Source organism: Ichthyobacterium seriolicida (genome assembly GCF_002369955.1).
GTDB lineage: Bacteria > Bacteroidota > Bacteroidia > Flavobacteriales > Ichthyobacteriaceae > Ichthyobacterium > Ichthyobacterium seriolicida.
Genome location: NZ_AP014564.1, coordinates 1,798,321 through 1,817,136, shown reverse-complemented (window position 1 = coordinate 1,817,136; position 18,816 = coordinate 1,798,321). Strand labels below are relative to the sequence as shown.

At 32.0% G+C, this 18,816-nt stretch carries 11 protein-coding genes; 9 read left to right on the top strand and 2 right to left on the bottom strand.

Translation table 11 applies throughout. From position 1 onward, the window contains the following. Positions 1 to 247 precede the first annotated feature (247 nt). The 3 genes from JBKA6_RS06975 to JBKA6_RS06965 all read left to right on the top strand — a co-directional run bounded on the left by JBKA6_RS06975 (position 248) and on the right by JBKA6_RS06965 (position 3,544). Positions 248 to 895 carry a YceI family protein gene (locus tag JBKA6_RS06975; RefSeq protein ID WP_096687161.1) on the top strand — a complete coding sequence of 216 codons (648 nt, stop codon included), beginning with the start codon at positions 248 to 250 and terminating at the stop codon, positions 893 to 895. Positions 896 to 923: 28 nt separating this feature from the next. Beyond that, positions 924 to 1,841, top strand: coding sequence for a DUF5655 domain-containing protein (locus tag JBKA6_RS06970; protein ID WP_096687159.1), 918 nt, complete (start codon positions 924 to 926; stop codon positions 1,839 to 1,841). A gap of 1,064 nt (positions 1,842 to 2,905) precedes the next feature. Continuing rightward, complete coding sequence (locus tag JBKA6_RS06965) at positions 2,906 to 3,544, top strand: hypothetical protein (RefSeq protein ID WP_096687157.1); 639 nt, start codon at positions 2,906 to 2,908, stop codon at positions 3,542 to 3,544. Positions 3,545 to 3,840: 296 nt separating this feature from the next. On the opposite strand, the gene JBKA6_RS06960 is transcribed toward JBKA6_RS06965, so the two are convergent. Together JBKA6_RS06960 and JBKA6_RS06950 are read right to left on the bottom strand one after the other, a co-directional pair. Next, a complete protein-coding gene (locus JBKA6_RS06960; RefSeq protein ID WP_096687155.1) occupies positions 3,841 to 4,023 on the bottom strand; it encodes a hypothetical protein in 183 nt (60 codons plus the stop codon). 1,617 nt (positions 4,024 to 5,640) lie between these two features. Further along, the gene (locus tag JBKA6_RS06950; RefSeq protein WP_096687151.1) at positions 5,641 to 6,813 is read right to left on the bottom strand and encodes an IS1380 family transposase; all 1,173 of its coding nucleotides are present in this window, start codon (positions 6,811 to 6,813) and stop codon (positions 5,641 to 5,643) included. Between the two features lie 2,009 nt (positions 6,814 to 8,822). Between JBKA6_RS06950 and JBKA6_RS06925 the strand changes: the two genes are divergently transcribed. The 6 genes from JBKA6_RS06925 (at position 8,823) to JBKA6_RS06900 (ending at position 18,756) form a co-directional block, all read left to right on the top strand. Further along, positions 8,823 to 11,198: a heavy metal translocating P-type ATPase gene (locus JBKA6_RS06925; protein ID WP_231952050.1), complete on the top strand. Its 2,376-nt coding sequence runs from the start codon at positions 8,823 to 8,825 to the stop codon at positions 11,196 to 11,198. 117 nt (positions 11,199 to 11,315) lie between these two features. After that, positions 11,316 to 11,585 carry a 30S ribosomal protein S15 gene (gene rpsO, locus JBKA6_RS06920; RefSeq protein WP_096687141.1) on the top strand — a complete coding sequence of 90 codons (270 nt, stop codon included), beginning with the start codon at positions 11,316 to 11,318 and terminating at the stop codon, positions 11,583 to 11,585. Positions 11,586 to 11,757: 172 nt separating this feature from the next. Then, positions 11,758 to 13,890, top strand: coding sequence for a polyribonucleotide nucleotidyltransferase (locus JBKA6_RS06915; RefSeq protein WP_096687139.1), 2,133 nt, complete (start codon positions 11,758 to 11,760; stop codon positions 13,888 to 13,890). A gap of 23 nt (positions 13,891 to 13,913) precedes the next feature. After that, a complete protein-coding gene (gene asnS, locus JBKA6_RS06910; protein WP_096687137.1) occupies positions 13,914 to 15,353 on the top strand; it encodes an asparagine--tRNA ligase in 1,440 nt (479 codons plus the stop codon). A gap of 14 nt (positions 15,354 to 15,367) precedes the next feature. Beyond that, entirely contained in the window at positions 15,368 to 15,919 is a 552-nt protein-coding gene (locus tag JBKA6_RS06905) for an NUDIX hydrolase (protein WP_157776995.1), read from the top strand. After that, positions 15,916 to 18,756, top strand: coding sequence for a PD-(D/E)XK nuclease family protein (locus JBKA6_RS06900; RefSeq protein ID WP_096687133.1), 2,841 nt, complete (start codon positions 15,916 to 15,918; stop codon positions 18,754 to 18,756). The genes JBKA6_RS06905 and JBKA6_RS06900 overlap by 4 nt, the downstream gene beginning before the upstream one ends. The last annotated feature ends 60 nt before the right edge of the window (positions 18,757 to 18,816 follow it).

Sequence of the window (18,816 nt, the reverse complement as noted above, 5' to 3'; positions counted from 1 at the left end):
CAAAAGCGAAGGTCTATGATTAGAGTTTGATTAATAACTATTTAAAGCAAATAGCTCGGTAAGATATATACGATTATACAAGATAATTTCTATTGTGATTGTCTTTAAATTTGTTTATCTCAAAGGCTTTCAAGTGTCTTCATTGAGTGATTTATAATAGAATTTAGACTGAAATAATGAGTGTAAATGGAGAGTTGATCATTATAGTTTTTTATTAAATTTGGCCGTTTTTAATTTTAAAAAAAAGATGAAAAAAATATTATTATCACTTGCATTGGTGTCCTTAACAGTTGTTGTTCATGGATTTATATATGAAAGAGAGTTTGCTGACTCTTATGTTTCTACTGAAATTACAGATAGGGATGTAGCCATCCCCGATGGGGTAAAAAATGTTGATGTAGATAAAACTGAGTTGAAATGGCGTTGTGAAAAAATTTTAATACCAAATTATCATAGAGAGGGGCCTATCAAATTAAAATCTGGAGAGATGAATTTTTTAAACGGAAAATTACATTCTTCAGAATTTATAATCGATATGGCTTCGATAGAAGTTAGCAATGTGGAAGACTTAAAGAAAAGGACTAAGCTAGAGAAAAAACTTAGATCAGAAAAAGTTTTCTCAGCAGATGAGTTTCCCATATCTTCTTTTAAGAGTACCAGTGTAGTATTAAAATCTAAAGATTTATATGTGGTTTCAGGTAATTTAACTATAAAAGGTATTACTAAGCCTTATGAATTTGAGCTCAGTATAGTCGATGATAATACTGCAAAAGCTAAGTTAATTATAGATAGAACAGAGTTTTCAATCAATTATCGTGCGGAGAATTTGATTGAAGAGATAGGCGATAAAGTCATTTCAAATAAAATCACTTTAGAGGCAAAGCTTAAGTTTTAATATGCTGCTGTAAAAATAAAAATTCTACATGTCGATCTACATCAATGAGAATGGAATAATAAAACAGATAAAAGAAAAGCCTTTTAAACTGGAAAAGGAAATACATGAGTTATTTGAATCCAATCTAGGTTCTATTATGGGATTAGAGTTAGTGGCATCTGAATTTTCAATTCAAAATAAAAGGATTGACACCTTGGCATTTGATACTCAAACCAATGCTTTTATAATTATTGAGTATAAAAGAGACAAAAATATATCTGTAATAGATCAGGGTTTTGCTTATTTGGCTTTGATGACTCAAAATAAAGCAGATTTCATAGTAGAATACAACGAGTCACTAAAAAAGCATCTAAAAAGGAATGAGGTGGACTGGTCTCAGTCTAGAGTGATTTTTGTGTCCACTGGATTTACAGAAAATCAAAAATTGGCAAGCGATTTTAAAGATAGTGCCATTGAGCTATGGGAAATAAAAAGATTCGAGAATAATACTGTATCTATTACTCCAGTAAAAAAGTCTAGATCAGCAGAAAGTATCAAGCCACTTACACGGCAAAATAAGGAACTAAGGGCCGTACAAGATGAGATAAAAGTTTATACCGAAGAAGAGCATATTGCAAAATCAACAGAGGAAATCAAAGAACTTTATGAATTAGTGAGAAATAGAATCCTCACACTGGCTTATGATATTGAGGTAATGCCGTTAAAAGTATCCATTGCTTTTAGAAAGGACAAAAAGAACTTGTGTTCCCTGAAATTACAAACCGAAAACATTAAGATTTGGATTAATGCCAAATGGGGAGAAATTGATGATCCAAAGGGTGTTTCTCGTGATGTATCTAAAATTGGACACCACGGTTGTGGTGATTACGAAATTTGTATTAAAGACGATAGACAATTAGAATATATTCTCAGTTTGATAAAAGAAAAATTATCAGATAATGACTGAATTCTAATTTAACATACTTACATTCAATCTTTTATAAGAAAAGATCAAGGAGATAAGAGTAAATTTTTTAACCCTTTAGGTTGATTAGTAAATCTTCTTTTTTTTATTTGTTTGTAAAGTTTTAATTGATTAAAAAAATCTCTAAGATTTAACCTAGAATAACTTTACGCATTTTACGCGATAGTGTTCCAAAAATTAAAAAGAAGCTATCTCAAAACCGATGTAGCTTTTTTTTTGTTTTAAAGTGTAGTTTTTGCCTGTTAGTTTATCTCACTAACTGATTGATACTCAAATAGTATGAATACAAATTTCAGGGAGTACAATCAACGACAAAATTGGCTTTTCCCACCTAGTATCTAAGAATTGATTCCTTCAGATCATCCTGTGCGAGTTGTCAATCGTGTGATTGAACAGATAATGCTTAAAGTGATGATGTGCCTACATGGATAACACCTATTCTTTAGGAAAGATTGATAAGGCAATGCGTGAAAACATCATTTATGTGGCTTTCAGCTCAACAGTTAGCAGACAACAATACCATTGCTCGTTTTCGTAGCAAGAAACTCAAGACCATTTTTAAAGAATGTTTTCAAACAAGTGGTCTCTGTTATTGGCAGGTGAAGGCTTGTTAATACTCAAGGAAGTCTTTACAGATGGTACTAAAATTGAATCCCAAATATCTTAGTGCTGATGCTGTTTATGGGAATGGAGGATTACTATATGTCCTATGGGACAAAGAATGGAAAGGGTAGTATAAAAAAAACAGCTTCCTTTTAAAAGGAAAGTAAAATATAGCGTTACATACCAAAAATTAAAAAACTGCCTCATTTCATTAATGAGACGGCTTTATTGACATTAATTGATATTCTTTGTAGGTTTGGAAAAAAAGAATTGGCAACAGACGGGCTAACTCCCCAAGCTTCGGATTATGCGGAACAATTAAAACCAAAATAAAACAAAAAGTAAATACGAAGTACGGATATTGAACAGCGCAAAAAGTAATTAAGAACTTGGAAAAGTCTTAAAAAAAAGAAAAAAGATATTTCTCCTAAAAATTCTAAACTATGAAAAAAGGAATAAACAAATTTGCAAAAGGAATGTTTGCAACCTTTACAATTAAATTATTGTTCTTTAGTATCGTTTTTTTTAATCAATCTTGCCAAAACGATATTGTAACAATTGAAAACGAGCAACAGCAAATTACATTAGATAATTTCGAAGATTTAGCTAAAAAAACGGCTGTTAAATTTAATAATTTGGCATTAAAAAATGATTGCTTTTTAAGCGATAAACAAAAACAAACAGAACAAGAAGCAAAAAACATTATTCAACCATTAATTGATGGATCAAAAGAATTATTTTCTTTTTACGGTGTTAGTGAGTCAGATTTTCTAGAAAAATTAGACTCACAAGACCCGAGAATTGCCGTACTAGGGTTAGCTCTTCTGTCAGCAAAAAGAGAAAACAATAAAGTTGCAATGAATTTTTCCGAATTATCTGTAAGTAACCGACGTGCACAAAATGCTTATAATTGCGCACTTAGGGCACTTGGAATTGATGCAATGATCGAGATATTTATTACTCGTAAGGTCACTAAATTAATGGCAAAAGAAGCGATTAAAAAAATTGCAAAAAAGACTCTAGGTTGGGCAGGTGCAGCATTGGCAGCCTACGAGTTTGGCGACTGTATGGGTTGGTATTGAAAATAAATAAATTATGGAATATTTTAAAATTACAAAGCCTCGGTTTTTGTTGTACTTATTAGTATTTGTTGGATCAATATATTCTCTTTTTAATGGGAGATTTTTTGATATGATCATGCGTCATAAAATAGGTATAATTCTAATCTTACTATTTATTTTATATACGTTAATATCCTATTTTATTGATAATAAAGGCAATTAACATAAAAAACCATTTCTTTTTAAACTGGGTTTATTTATTCGAAAAGAAGCCCGATTTTCTTTGTATCTAGGTTGTAAGGTTGTAACCTTAACTTTTAAACTATTATTTCAATTCCGTTTTTATCTTTAAGATCGAAACTATTTATAAGGTTTCTTATTTCAGGATTTTTCAACTCAGCATGAACTAACTTAGTTGTGATAACATGCTCAAAAGAAACAGCATTAGAATCAACTGGGGTTTTACTTTCTCTTAAATATATCTGGTCTGATTTCCTCATTAATAGAAATTGTAGCCTTTGGGGCTAGAAGTAGTTTTATTTAATTTTGTGTTAAAAGGCACTGTTGCTTTAATAACGCTGTCTCCTTCAATGTTTCCTTTAATTTCTCCTTTTAATTCAACATATTTGTAATCAGGTGTTTTTTTTATAGTGTCTAATTGTGTCGAGTTTTTAACTTGAAAAAAGTTGATTATTCAAGTTACATATACGCGTACAGATGGGAATGAACTTGTTTAATATTTGATATTAATATAGTTTTTTAGGGTGTGCAATTCGTGTAGTTTTAGACATTAGATAATTTACTGATTATCATATAGTTATGTTATTTTTTTTGTATCTCTGATATGCAATAATTTTAATTTATTATTGACTTTGAACAGTTACACAATTTATGGGCATTGATATTGATTGATATTCTTTGTAGGTTTGGGAAAAAAGAATTGCTAACAGATGGGATAACTCACCAAGTTTCGGATCGTGTGAAACAATTGAAACCGAAATAAAACAAAAAGTAAATTCCAAGCGTGGATATCGAGCCGTACAAAAAGTAATTAAAAACTTGGAAAAGTCTTTTAAAAAAAGATATTTCTCCTAAAAACGACAAATTATGAAATATTTAAAAAAAATTACAAATTTTTGGCCTTTGTTTTGCTTATTAATATTTGTTGGATCAATATATTCTCTTTTTAGTGGTGGATTTTTTGATATGACTATTTATCAAAAATTATGTTCAATTCTAGTCCCACTAATCATGTTACTTGAATTAACATTATATTTTTTTTATGACTATGATGAAGATGATTAATATAAAAAACCATTTCTTTTTAAATCGGGTTTCTTTAGTCAAAAAGAAACCCGATTTTCTCTGTGTCTAGGTTGTAAGGTTATAATCTCAACTTTTAAACTATCATTTCGATTCCGTTTTTATCTTTAAGATTAAAAGTATTTATAGGGCTTCTTATATCAGGATTTTTCAACTCAGCATGAACTAATTTAGTTGTGATAACATGTTCAAAAGAAACAGGATTAGAATCAACTGAGGTTTTTACTTTCTCCTAAGTATATCTGGTCTGATTTTCTCATTAATAGAAATTGTAGTCTTTAGGGCTAAAGGAGTAGTTTTATTTAATTTTGTGTTAAAAGGCACTGTTGCTTTAATAATTCTATCTCCTTCAATGTTTCCTCTAATTTCTCCGTCTAATTCAACATATTTGTAATCAGGTGTCTTTTTTATAGTGTCAAATTGTGTTGAGTTTTTAACTTGAAAAAACTTGATTATTTAACCCGCATTATTCATAGTCATACTAAAATAGATTAGACGTGATATTTTTTCCTTAACTTTTTTACTAATCGAAGAGAACTCATCTTCTTTGTCGTTTTTTTGCACCTTTTTTTAGGATGACAATGCTCTTTTTTAGTGTTTTTACATGGTTTTTTAACGACAAGGCGTAACTATCCCAAGGTTGTTCATTTCACAAATAAACAACCGTTACTGGGTAATAATTTCCCGAAATAAACCCTTGTAAACAAAAGATTTAGATAGCTGATAATAGATTCGCCTTTTGGTAATTTTAATCGTTGCTCCTACCTTGAGAAGATAGGTTCTAATCGAACTGATTAACCCATTTTTTTTGCTACTTCAAATCTTGTTTTCTTTATCTTCTGTTTCAGTAATAAAAACATTTCATAGGCAAGACTACTCATCATAAGTCGAAAAAAATTAGCAAGAAAACTATGATTTGACAAACGATCAGAAAAACACATATTTTTAACTTCTTTTATTCTATTTTCACTTGAATCACCTCTTTTCACATAAAAGTCAAAGTAAATTTCTCTAGCATCCTTTTGGGGAAGATTACTAGAAAAATGCCTTATGTTCATCCCTAATCCTGTACTCTCAACTTTAGAATAGCACTGTTGAGGCTTGTGCCAACTCTTGGCTTTGTACGTAAAACTCATAAAATGTTGGTGCTTCTCTCCCTGATCTAAATACATTTTTTTTACAGCATTTTTTGACCAAGATACCTTTCTTTTTAAAACTTCATTGCTCGCTATGCCTGTCACATATAGTAAATCAAAATCATCTACTAATTGGTAAAAAGGAGCGCAACTAAAGCCGCTATCACTTCTAATAATTATTTCCATCTCTGGGTGTCTCTCACGTATTTTGATAATTATTCGCTTTAAAATACTCACATACCATTTATTAGAATGACTATTTCCTGGGCGGAGTACAGGAAGGATAATCTGTTCTGTATTTCCATCATGAAAAAATAGTTCATTGTACATGAATTGACCATAATAACCGTTAAACATTGACAATTGTTGACTGCCATGAGTTGGATCATCAGTTGAATCTACGTCAATAACTATTCTCTTGCGATCAGATAAACTTGAAACATATTTGTATAACCACGCATCACAAAACTTAAAGACAGCCTGTTTATCCAAGCTATTCTCAAATCTTGATATAGTGGGTTGAGAGGCCAAATTACCTTGAAGAACATCTTTGAATAAAGGATCATTCTGTAAATGATTAACATCATTGGCGTCTTGATAGCCTAACATGATCATATAAACCCTTTGCTTTAACTGATACCTTCTGCTATAAGTAATAAATCTAGAGTCTCGAGTATCAAGTAAAAACTTACTGTAATAATGAATCAATCTATGATCTGGTTCTAGTTTTTCAAGCATGATTAAAGATCCATCAGAACTAATTTCTGATGATGAAAAAGTTAATTCAACAGAAGTCTTCCCTCTATAAAATAATGTGTTTTTATTCCTCATTTTTGGGCCTTATATAAAGTCGTTGTTTTTTAGTTAACCCTACTAAAATTAACACTTTATACCCAATATTGAAATATAACCATGAATAATCCAGGTTAAGTTACATATACGCGTACAGATGAGAATGAACTTTTTTAATATTTGATATTAATATAGCTTTTTAGGGTGTGCAATTCGTGCAGTTTTAGGCGTTAAATAATTTACTGATTATCATATAGTTACGTTGTTTTTTTTGTATCTCTGATATGCAATAATTTTAATTTATTATTGACTTTGAACAGTTATACCATTTATGGGTATTGACATTAATTGATATTCTTTGTAGGTTTGGAAAAAAAGGAATTGGTAACAGACGGGCTAACCTCCCAAGCTTCGGATTATGTGAAACAATTGAAACCGAAATAAAACAAAAAGTAAATTCGAAGTGCGGATATCGAACCACACAAAAAATAATTAAAAACTTGGAAAAATCTTTAAAAAAGAAAAAAGATATTTCTCCTAAAAACCGCAAATTATGAAATATTTAAAAATAATAAAAACAAATCCTTGGTCTTTGGTATTATTAGTAATATTTGTTTATTCAATATATTCTCTTTTTAATAGGGGATTTTTTGGGACTATTGATCAAAAATTTTTTTCAATTCTAGCTCCACTAGCTATTTTGGTTGCACTTATATTATCTTTTTTTACCAAAAAAAGATAATTAATATAAAAACCATTTCTTTCTAAATCTGGTTTCTTTAGTCAAAAAGAAGCGCTATTTTTTGTGTCTAGGTTGTAGTCTCAACTTTAAACTATCATTTTGATTCCGTTTTTATCTTTAAGATCAAAAGTATTTATAAGGCTTCTTATTTCAGGATTTTTCAACTCGGCATGAATTAATTTTGTTGTGATAACATGCTCAAAAGAAACAGCATTAGAATCAATTGGGGTTTTTACTTTCTCCTAAATATATCTGGTCCTATTTTCTCATTAAGAGGAATTGTAGCCCTTAGGGCTAAAGGAGTAGTTTTACTTAACTTTGTGTTAAAAGGAACTGTTACTTTAATAACGCTGTCTCCTTCAATGTTTCCTCTAATTTCTCCTTTTAATTCAACATATTTGTAATCAGGTGTCTTTTTTATAGTGTCTAATTGTGTCGAGTTTTTAACTTGAAAAAACTTGATTATTCAAGTTACATATACGCGTACAGATGGGAATGAACTTTTTTAATATTTGATATTAATATAGTTTTTTAGGGTGTGCAATTCGTGCAGTTTTAGGTATTAAATAATTTACTGATTATCATATAGTTATGTTATTTTTTTTGTATCTCTGATATGCAATAATTTTAATTTATTATTGACTTTGAACAGTTACACCATTTATGGGCATTGATATTGATTGATATTCTTTGTAGGTTTGGAAAAAAAAGAATTGGTAACAGACGGGCTAATCACCCAATTTTCGGATTATCTGAAACAATTAAAACCGAAATAAAACAAAAAGTAAATTCGAATTGCGGATATCGAACTGCACAAAAAGATAATTAAGAACTTGGAAAAGACTTAAAAAAAAGATATTTCCCCTAAAAATTACAAATTATGAAATATTTAAAAATAATAATTAAAGATCCTTGGTCTTTGTTACACTTGGTAGTATTTATTTTGGCAATAAATTATTTTTTTATTAAAGGGGTTTTTTTTGATATGACTATCAATGGTAAAATATGTACAATTATTACCTTAGTAGTTATTTTACTTCAATTAAAATCTTTTATTTTTAAAAATAAAGATAATTAATATAAAAAACCATTTCTTTCTAAATCTGGTTTCTTTAGTCAAAAAGAAGCGCGATTTTTTGTGTCTAGGTTGTAATCTCAACTTTTAAACTATTATTTCAATTCTGTTTTTATCTTTAATTCCAATGAGTGATTCATTGATCAAACTCAGGTTTAGAGATATTTTTTTGTTTTTTTGTTTCCTTCTTAAAATGAGTAAGGCCCATAGAATAAAAAAAATAACTCTCTGATGAATTTTATAAGTAGAACATACACTTTAAATGGCATGTCTTGCAATGGTTGTAAGCTGAAAGTAGAGAATGCTTTGGGCTCTATAAGCCAGATAAAAAAAATAAATGTAGATGTAGCTAAAAACTCTGTTTATGTCGAGATGATTTCAGAGGTTACTCTAAAAAGCTTACAAGATGCTTTAATTGCAAATGGCTTGCATTACACTTTTGAGGGTGCTCAAATAAAAAATCACAGTTCGCATAAAATGCCTAAAGAGGATGTTAAGGGAGCTCTTTATTATTGTCCTATGCTATGTGAGGGCTCTAAAGAGTACAAAACAAGGGGTGCGTGTCCTGTGTGTGGAATGGATCTATTGCCTAAAAATATAAGGGGCCATAGTTCTTATGATTTAGTCTATGAGGAATTATTATTCAAGCTAAAAATATCTGTATTATTTGCAGTTTTCACTGTGATGATATCCATGGCTAATACAATGCCTAATAGTTTTCTTCATCAGATATTACAAGAACAAATATGGAACTGGATTCAGTTGACTCTTACGCTTCCAATAGTTTTTTATTCGTGTTGGATGTTTTTCGAGCGCGCTTGGGTATCGGTAAAAACTTTGAACTTTAATATGTTTACTCTCATAGGGATGGGGACGGGCGTTGCCTTTATATTCAGTGTTGTATGTCTTATAAATCCTAATTTTTTACCTGAGGAGTTTAAGGCTTCTTCTAATAGTGCTTATTTATATTTTGAATCTGTAAGTGTCATTTTAACTTTTGTGTTATTAGGTCAATTTTTAGAGGCTAAGGCACATAGGGTTACTGGTCTGGCTATAAGGGAATTATTTGAGTTGACACCTGAAGATGCCATATTGGTAAATGGGGATGTAGATAGTCATATCTCTATAGATGATGTTGAACTAGGTAATGTGTTAAAGGTGTTGCCAGGAGCTAAGATTCCTGTAGATGGTAAGATTATAGAGGGAAGCAGTTATATAGATGAATCTATGATTACAGGAGAGTCTGTGTCTTGTTTTAAAAAATTGGGTGATTTGGTATGTGCTGGAACTATAAACAAGAGCAATCTCTTTTTGATGAGAGCAGAAAAGTTGGGAAAGGACACTTTATTATCTCATATAATAAGTTCTGTACAGAGAGCTATGGATTCTAAAATTCCCATGCAGAGATTGGTCGATAGTATTTCAAAGTACTTTGTGCCATGTGTTATAGTCATTTCAGTTATAACATTTTTATGTTGGTTAGGATTTTACGATTCTTATAAATATGCCATTGCAAACGCTATAGGTGTTTTGATTATATCTTGTCCTTGTGTATTGGGTTTGGCTACGCCCATGTCTGTAATGGTGGGTATGGGTGTGGCAGCCAAGTCAGGTGTTTTGGTTAAAGATTCAGCTACTTTGGAGTTGTTTGATAAAGTAGATGTATTGATTGTAGATAAAACAGGTACAATTACTAAGGGGGATTCCTCTGTAGAGTATATTTATACAGATTCAGGTGATACAGAAAAGATATTTAGAATTATAGCGTCTTTGACTAAAAACAGTAATCATCCCATATCTAAGTCTATAGTGAAGCATTTGGATATGGAAAAATATGGAGTTTCAACCGTTGAAAATTTTGAGGAAATCCCTGGAATAGGTATAAGAGCAACGATAGAGAGGCAAAAAGTATTTTTAGGTAATGATAAGCTCATCAAAGGCATGATAATTCCTGAAGTGTTTTTAGATAAGGTTGAAAGAGAACAGGTTTTAGGTAAGACTATTTCTTACTTAGCCGTAGAGGGAAAAATAGAAGCTTTTGTATGTGTTTCTGATCCTATAAAGGAGACCAGTTTTCAGGCCATAGAATCGTTTAATAGTACAGGAATAGATTTGATTATGATGACTGGTGACAATATTAATGTTGCAAAATATATTTCTAATGAATTAGGAATAAAAAAGTTCAAAGCTGGTTGTCTTCCCCAAGATAAATTAAATGAAGTTGAGAAGATGCAAAGTAAAGGTAGAGTGGTAGCTGTAGTGGGCGATGGTATTAATGACGCTCCTGCTCTAGCTAAAGCCCATGTGGGTATAGCCATGGCAGATGGAACTAGTATAGCTATAGAGAGTTCAGATGTCACAATAATCAATGGTGATTTGCGATCTATTTTTAGATTCAAGAAAATAAGTAGGAATGTGATTAAAAATATTAAGGAGAATTTACTGTTTGCATTTGGATATAATGCTTTGGCTATTCCTATAGCTGCAGGTATTTTGTATCCTAGTTTAGGAATAGTCATATCTCCTGTTATAGCTTCTATGGCAATGAGTTTGAGTTCTGTATCTGTAATTATAAATTCTCTGAGGCTTAGAAAGATGTCATTTTAGGGCTCAAAGCATTAATAAATTCAAATTAATTCAATTTTATATTTTATATGTCGTACATTTGCTACACCAAAATATTTTTTATTGAGATTTTAAATTAACGATTCGAAGAATTTTAATATGTACTTAACAAAAGAAAATAAGCAATCTATCTTTTCTGAATACGGCAAATCTAAAGAGGATACTGGTTCTACAGAAGGACAGGTGGCCTTGTTTACGACTAGGATAAAGCATTTAACAGAGCATCTAAAGAAGAACAAAAAGGATTATAACACACAGTATTCCTTGATATCAATGGTTGGAAAGAGAAAGAAAATGCTTAAGTATCTTCAAAATAAAGATATAGAGAGGTATCGTAGTGTTATCAAGAAATTAGGTTTGAGGAAATAATCTCACATTTAATTGATTAGAAAAAAATAAAAGAGGTGATGGTTTATATTACCTCTTTTATTTTGCTCTATTTTTTCTTTTTTTATCCATCAATGTACATGGGAGTTGCAGTTCTTCTTTGAGATTTTTTGTCAAAAAAAAATGGTATAACTGTTTAACTAAAATTCATTTTATGAAAATTCCGCAAATAACTAAAGAGACTATTAATTTAGTCGATGGAAGAACTATTTCTTTGGAGACAGGCAAATTAGCTAGACAAGCTGATGGAGCCGTTGTTGTGAGTATGGGAGGAACCATGCTACTAGCTACAGTTGTAGCTTCTAAAACAGCTAAGGAGGGGGCTGATTTTTTCCCTCTAACAGTAGATTATAGAGAGAAGTTTTTTGCATCTGGAAAAATACCTAAGGGTTACGTAAAGCGTGAGGCTAGACCTAGTGATGATGAGGTTTTGACCATGCGTTTGGTCGACAGGGTTTTAAGGCCTTTGTTTCCTAAAGATTATTACTGTGAGGTTCAGGTGATGATTCAGTTAATATCATACGAAGAGGGGGTACTGCCTGATGCTTTGGTAGGATTAGCTGCATCTGCTGCCATATCTGTTTCGGATATACCTTTTGAAGGACCTATTTCCGAAGTGCGTGTGGCGCGAATAGATGGGGAATTTGTTATAAATCCTACAAAGGAGCAGTTGAAAAGTTCTGATATGGATATGATCATCGGAGCTTCTCAAGATTCTATAGTCATGTTAGAAGGAGAGATGGGTGAGGTATCTGAGAGGGATATGATCGAAGGTATGAAGGTAGCTCATGAGGCTATTAAAGAACAAATTAAAGCTCAGCTAAACTTGGTTTCCAAACTTGGATTGAGCGATAAAAAAAGAGAGTATTCTCGTGTAATATTAGACAAAGATCTATACGATATAGTAAATGAACGCTCTTATGATAAGTGTGTAGAAATATTGAAATCTAAGTTTGAAAAGCGTGTTAGAAATGAGAAATTCGAAAGTCTCTTACAAGATATAATATTAGATTTTGATCGTAGAGACGAAGGTTTTGATCTTGATTTAGTCAAGGGGTATTTCAATGATGTCAAAAAAAAGGCTGTTAGAAATATGACTTTAAACGAAGGGATACGCATAGATGGTAGGAGTCATACTGATATTCGTGATATATGGTGTGAGGTAGATTATTTGCCATTTAGTCATGGTTCAGCTATTTTCACAAGAGGAGAGACACAATCATTAACATCTGTTACTCTAGGTAATAATTTAGATGCTAATAGAAAGGATGGTGTAACTAATAAAAGTGAAGAGAAGTTTTTCTTACACTATAATTTCCCTCCTTTTTCTACGGGAGAGGTCAAACCTATAAGGGGTGTTTCTCGTAGAGAGATAGGTCATGGTAATTTGGCCGAGAGGGCTTTAAAAGGAATGATTCCTCATGATTGTCCTTATACGGTTAGAGTGGTTTCTGACATATTAGAATCTAATGGATCTTCTTCTATGGCTACTGTATGTGCTGGAACTATGGCTCTTATGGATGCTGGTGTTAAAATGAAAAAACACGTTTCGGGCATAGCTATGGGCTTGATTATAGATGAAAACAACAGTGAGAACTTTGCTGTTTTATCTGATATATTGGGTGATGAAGATCACTTAGGAGATATGGATTTTAAAGTTACAGGCACCAAGGACGGATTGACTTCTTGTCAGATGGATATGAAGGTGAAAGGGTTGTCTTATGAGATTTTGGAGAAGGCTTTGACTCAAGCCAAAGAGGGGCGTATGCATATTTTGAACAAATTGATTGAAGCTATACCTCATGAGAGAGAGGCTTTAAAACCTCATTGTCCTAAAATAGTTGTGATTGAAATATCTAAAGAATTCATAGGAGCTGTCATAGGTCCTGGAGGTAAGGTGATACAAGAGATGCAGCTCAATACGGGAGTAACTATTTCTATAGAAGAAAAAAATGAAAAAGGTATAATCGAAATAATAGGTGTGAATCAGGAGGGGATAGACAAAGCGGTTAAGGAGATAGAAGCTATTACTTTTGTTCCTGAGATAGGTGAAGTATACAATGGTATAGTAAAATCTGTGGTTTCTTTTGGTGCATTTATAGAGATAGCTAAAGGTCATCAGGCTCTACTTCACATATCTGAAATAGCTTGGTCCATGGTAGAAAAGGTTGAGGATCATTTAACTGAAGGGCAACAATTAGAGGTCAAGTTAGTTGGTAAAGATCCAAAGACAGGTAAGTTTCGCCTATCTAGAAAAGTACTTATAGAAAAGCCCGTTCAACAATAGTTTTTTTTTTAAAAAAATAGAACATGAATCGTTTAAGAATTTCGGAGATTTTAGAATCTAAGGCGGACTTATTGAATAAAGAGGTTCTTGTAAGAGCATGGGTCAGGACATTTAGAAATGACAAGTTTATAACACTAAATGACGGGTCGACCATAGACAATATACAAGTAGTAGTAGATGGCGAGGCAGATTATAAAGAAATTTTAAAAAAGATTAGCCCTGGCGCTTCCATTGAAGTAAAGGGGCTTTTGATACCTAGTCAAGGTAAGGGGCAGGATGTGGAAATGAAGGCTGATAGCGTAGTTGTGTTAGGAGAGTCTAATGCCAATGAGTATCTTTTACAGTCCAAGAGACATTCTCTAGATTTTTTGAGATCCAATTTGCATTTGCGAATGAAGACAAACACCTTTGGTGCTGTCATGAGAGTTAGACACACTCTTTCTTATGCCGTACATAAGTACTTTCACACCAAGGGATTTTATTATTTACACACTCCTATAATCACATCTTCTGACTGTGAGGGAGCTGGTGAGATGTTTAATGTTTCTACTTTTTCTCCTAACAAAGCGCCTGTAGATGAGCAGGGTGAGGTGGATTATAAAAAGGATTTTTTCGGTAAAAAGACCAGTTTGACTGTGTCGGGTCAGTTACAAGCTGAAATTGGAGCTATGGCTTTGGGGCAGGTATATACTTTTGGTCCTACGTTTAGGTCTGAAAATTCTAATACTTCTCGTCATTTATCGGAGTTTTGGATGATAGAGCCCGAAGTGGCTTTTAACGATTTGACTGATAATATGGATTTGGCAGAGGATTTTATAAAGTATGTTATAAGATATACTGTAGAGAATTGTCAAAAAGATATAGAGTTTTTAGATAAGAGACATAGCGATGAACAGAAATCTCTCTCCAAAGAGAGGCGGGGTAAATTAGGGTTGATAGAATCTTTGAATTACGTTTTAGATAAAAAATTCATCAGGGTTAGTTATACTGAGGCCATTGATATTTTATTGAAATCTTCTCCTAATAAGAAGAAAAAGTTCAATTACTTAATTGACAAATGGGGTGTAGATTTACAGAGTGAGCACGAGCGTTTTCTAGTTGAACAACATTTTGATTCGCCCGTGGCAGTATACGATTATCCAAAGGATATAAAGGCTTTTTATATGCGTCTAAACGATGATAAAAAAACTGTTAGAGCCATGGATATTTTATTTCCAGGTATTGGGGAGATGGTTGGAGGCTCTCAACGAGAAGAGAGATTAGATCTATTGATAGATGCTATGAAATCTTTTGGTATAAGCCAAAAAGAGTTGTGGTGGTATTTAGATACTAGAAAATTTGGCACTGTCGTTCACAGTGGTTTTGGTTTGGGTTTTGACAGATTGGTTTCTTTTGTGACGGGCATGTCTAATATAAGGGATGTCATACCATTTCCAAGAACACCGAAAAACGCTGATTTTTAATTAAAAATAGATACGTGAAAGAGCAAGAGTATGTAGAAGTCTCAGATGAAAATGGGGTATATACAGGTCAAAAAGTTCTAAAGAGTGAGGCGCATAGACTGGGTTTGTGGCATACTTGTGTGCACGTGTGGTTGTATAATTCCAATGGAGGTGTGCTCTTTCAGAAGAGGTCGTCTACTAAGGATACTTCTCCTAATCTATGGGATGCGTCTGTTTCGGGGCATATATCTTATGGAGAGACTCCTATTCAGGCTGCTCTTAGAGAGCTATATGAAGAGATAGGAGTGAGGTCTAAGGAAAGTGACATCGTTTTATTTTTTACAGGAAAAAAACAAAAACATAATATTGAAAAAAATATTATAGATAATGAATTATATTACGTGTTTGGATTAGAGACATCTCTAGGGGAGGAGAGTTTTAAGTTACAAGAGGAAGAGGTAGTAGGTGTGAGATATATAAACATCAATGAAATAAGTTCATTGTTAAAAAAAGAAAAAAATACATTTGTAGGTGGAGAGCAGTATTACGATAAGGTAATATCTGCTATTTCGAATAAATTATCATGACTTTCCTACAGAGGGTATGCAAAGACCTCATATACAATAAGAAGTTTGATTTTTCAAATACTGAAATTGTAGTTCCTAATGACAGGGCTATCGTATTTTTAAACAAAATTTTCAAAGAAGAGTTTAGAGGTAAAGAGAGTTGGTTACCCAAGATAATCTCTATGAAGAATTTCATAATGGGATTTTCAGATTGCTCTATTTACAATCGAAATCAGTTGCTTATGGAACTCTTTAAGAGTTGCAGAGAGACGGGTTTACAAAACCATAGTATCACAGATTTTTTCACTTGGGGAGATATAGCCCTTCGAGATTTCAATGATATAGATCTCAGTATGTCAAATGCTCAAGAGGTCTTAGAAAGCGCAAAAAATATAGTAGATGTAGAGCAGAGCGATTTAGAGGAAAAAGCTAAAAAGAGTATAAGTGAATACTGCGCTTTTATCGAAAATATGAAGTTCTATTACAATCAATTCAATAAAAATCTAGATTCTAAAAAAGCATCATATAATGGCAAGTGTTTTCGTTTTGTCGCAGAAAATATAGAGGCGATAGTAGAGAATATAAAGCTAAAAACGCCTGATAGACATTTTGTCTTTGTTGGATTAAACGCCTTGAACAAGGCTGAGAGAAAGATTGTAAAAGTTTTTTGTGAGAATAAAATGTCGGAGATGTATTGGCATTGTGATTCTTATTACATCTCAGATAAAAATCAAGAGGCGGGTAAAGGGATAAGAGATTTACAGCATTTTGGGACTTGGTTTGACTATAAAAGTGAAAATTTCAATTGGTTGGACAAAGGTAATTTTGAGGATAAGAAAATTAGAGTTATTTCATCTCAGAAAAATGTGTCTCAATGCGTGGTAGCTGCGGATATTTTATCTAAAATGACATATGATGAAATTTCTGACACAGCTGTTGTCTTGGCAGATCAATCCTTGCTATTTCCTTTATTACAAGTATTGCCACAGGAGATAAAAAAAATAAATATAAGTCTAGGAATACCTTTAAGGAGCACTCCTCTAGCTTGTTTTTTCGAGCAGTTATTCGACTTAATTGTAAATTACAACAAGTTTTGCAAGCGTTTTTACCACAGTGATTTAAATAAATTATGGTTAAATCCCATGTCTAAAATAATTTGGAAAGATTGTTTTAAGTGGAGTTTAGAGATAAGGAAATCTAATAGAGTTTATTTGGGTAAGGATGATTATTCTCTTTTTGAAGATTTTATAAATCACATAGATATAGAGAATAAAAAGGGAGCTATTTCTTGGATATTGTATTTCAAGGAGTTGATAGAAATTTTAAGAGATAAGTATTTGTCATCTTCAAATCAAGTGGTAGGAAGGGCTAGGGAAGATAAAATCACTTTAGAATATCTATTTCATTTTCATAAACTGATGGTTCAGTTAGAGAATAACTTAAATACTTATTCTGATATTTTATGCACTCAAAAACAGATCGACAGTATAGAGTTAATGAGAGATCTGTATAATAATCAACTGTATAAAGAGTCTGTGTCTATAAAAGGAGAGTCTTTGGAAGGTCTTCAAATAATGGGGATATTCGAAACTAGCACTCTTTGTTTTAAAAATCTTATAATGTTGTCTGTCAACGACGATGTATTGCCCAATACCGATAAGCAAAATTCTTTTATTCCATTATATATAAGGAGAGAGTTGGGTATTCCGACTTATTTAGATGAGGATGCCAAGTACGCTTATCATTTTTATAGATTGTTACAAGGTTGTGAAAATGCCACATTAATTTACAATTCTCTCACTGATGATTATTCTTCTGGACAAGAGAGTAGATTTATCATGCAATTAGAAAATGAGAGTGCTTTAAATATAATAAGGGAGCATTATTCTCCTGAAAATCATAAGAAGGCTACTCGAGTAAGGATAAATAAAACTCAAGAAGATATTATTCGCATAAGGGAAATATTTAGTGGAAAGGCAAAGTATCCTGATTCTGAAAAAAGTATTAAGCTTTCACCTTCTGTGATAAATACTTATAGGATATGTCCTGTGAAGTTTTATTATAATTACGTATTAAATATTAGAGACTACGATGAGGTAGAGGCAAATATAAAGCCCAATGTATTTGGTTGTTTTTTACACGAAATTTTAGAGGGGCTTTATAGACCTTATTTAAACTGTAATATAACTCCCGATATCATAGATTTATTTAAGAGAAAGATAGATGATAAAGTAGAGTATTATTTTTCCCAAGAGAATGCGAATAACAAGACAAATTCTGAAGTTGGGTATAATTATTTATCCAAGCAAGTGGCCAAAGCTCTATTGTTAAAATTTCTAGAAAAAGAAAAGAAGATGATAGGGGAGGGGTTGATATTAAGGGATGTTGAAAAGCCCATAAGTCGTAATTTGAAGCTGAGCGATGGCACGGAGGTATTAATCAGTGGGACTATAGATAGAATAGATGAGCAAGATGGATTTACTCGTATCATAGATTATAAAACTGGTGTTTTCAACAAGTTGGAATTAAAATTCACTGATTTTTCTGATTTTATAGATTCGCCCCAAAAGACTGATAAGTTATTTCAGTTACTGTCTTATGCGTATATGTATTCTTCCAATTCTTCCAAGGTAGAAGAAAAATCGAATCTTCTAAGGTCTGGAATAATAGGCTTTAACAATATTAATGAATGGTTTAAAGGGGTGCAATTTAATTCTGATGAAACTATATCTACAGAGTTGATGAGTGATTTTGAGGAGGAATTATGTAGAATTTTACAAGAGATGTTAGATATAAATATTCCTTTTGAACACTTAGAAAACGCTGATAATTGTTTTTTCTGTAAACAGTTTTTATAAGTTGATTGTGTCATCGAGTTATTTGGCAGGATATTTGCTGGTTATCTCTGTAATTTTGTG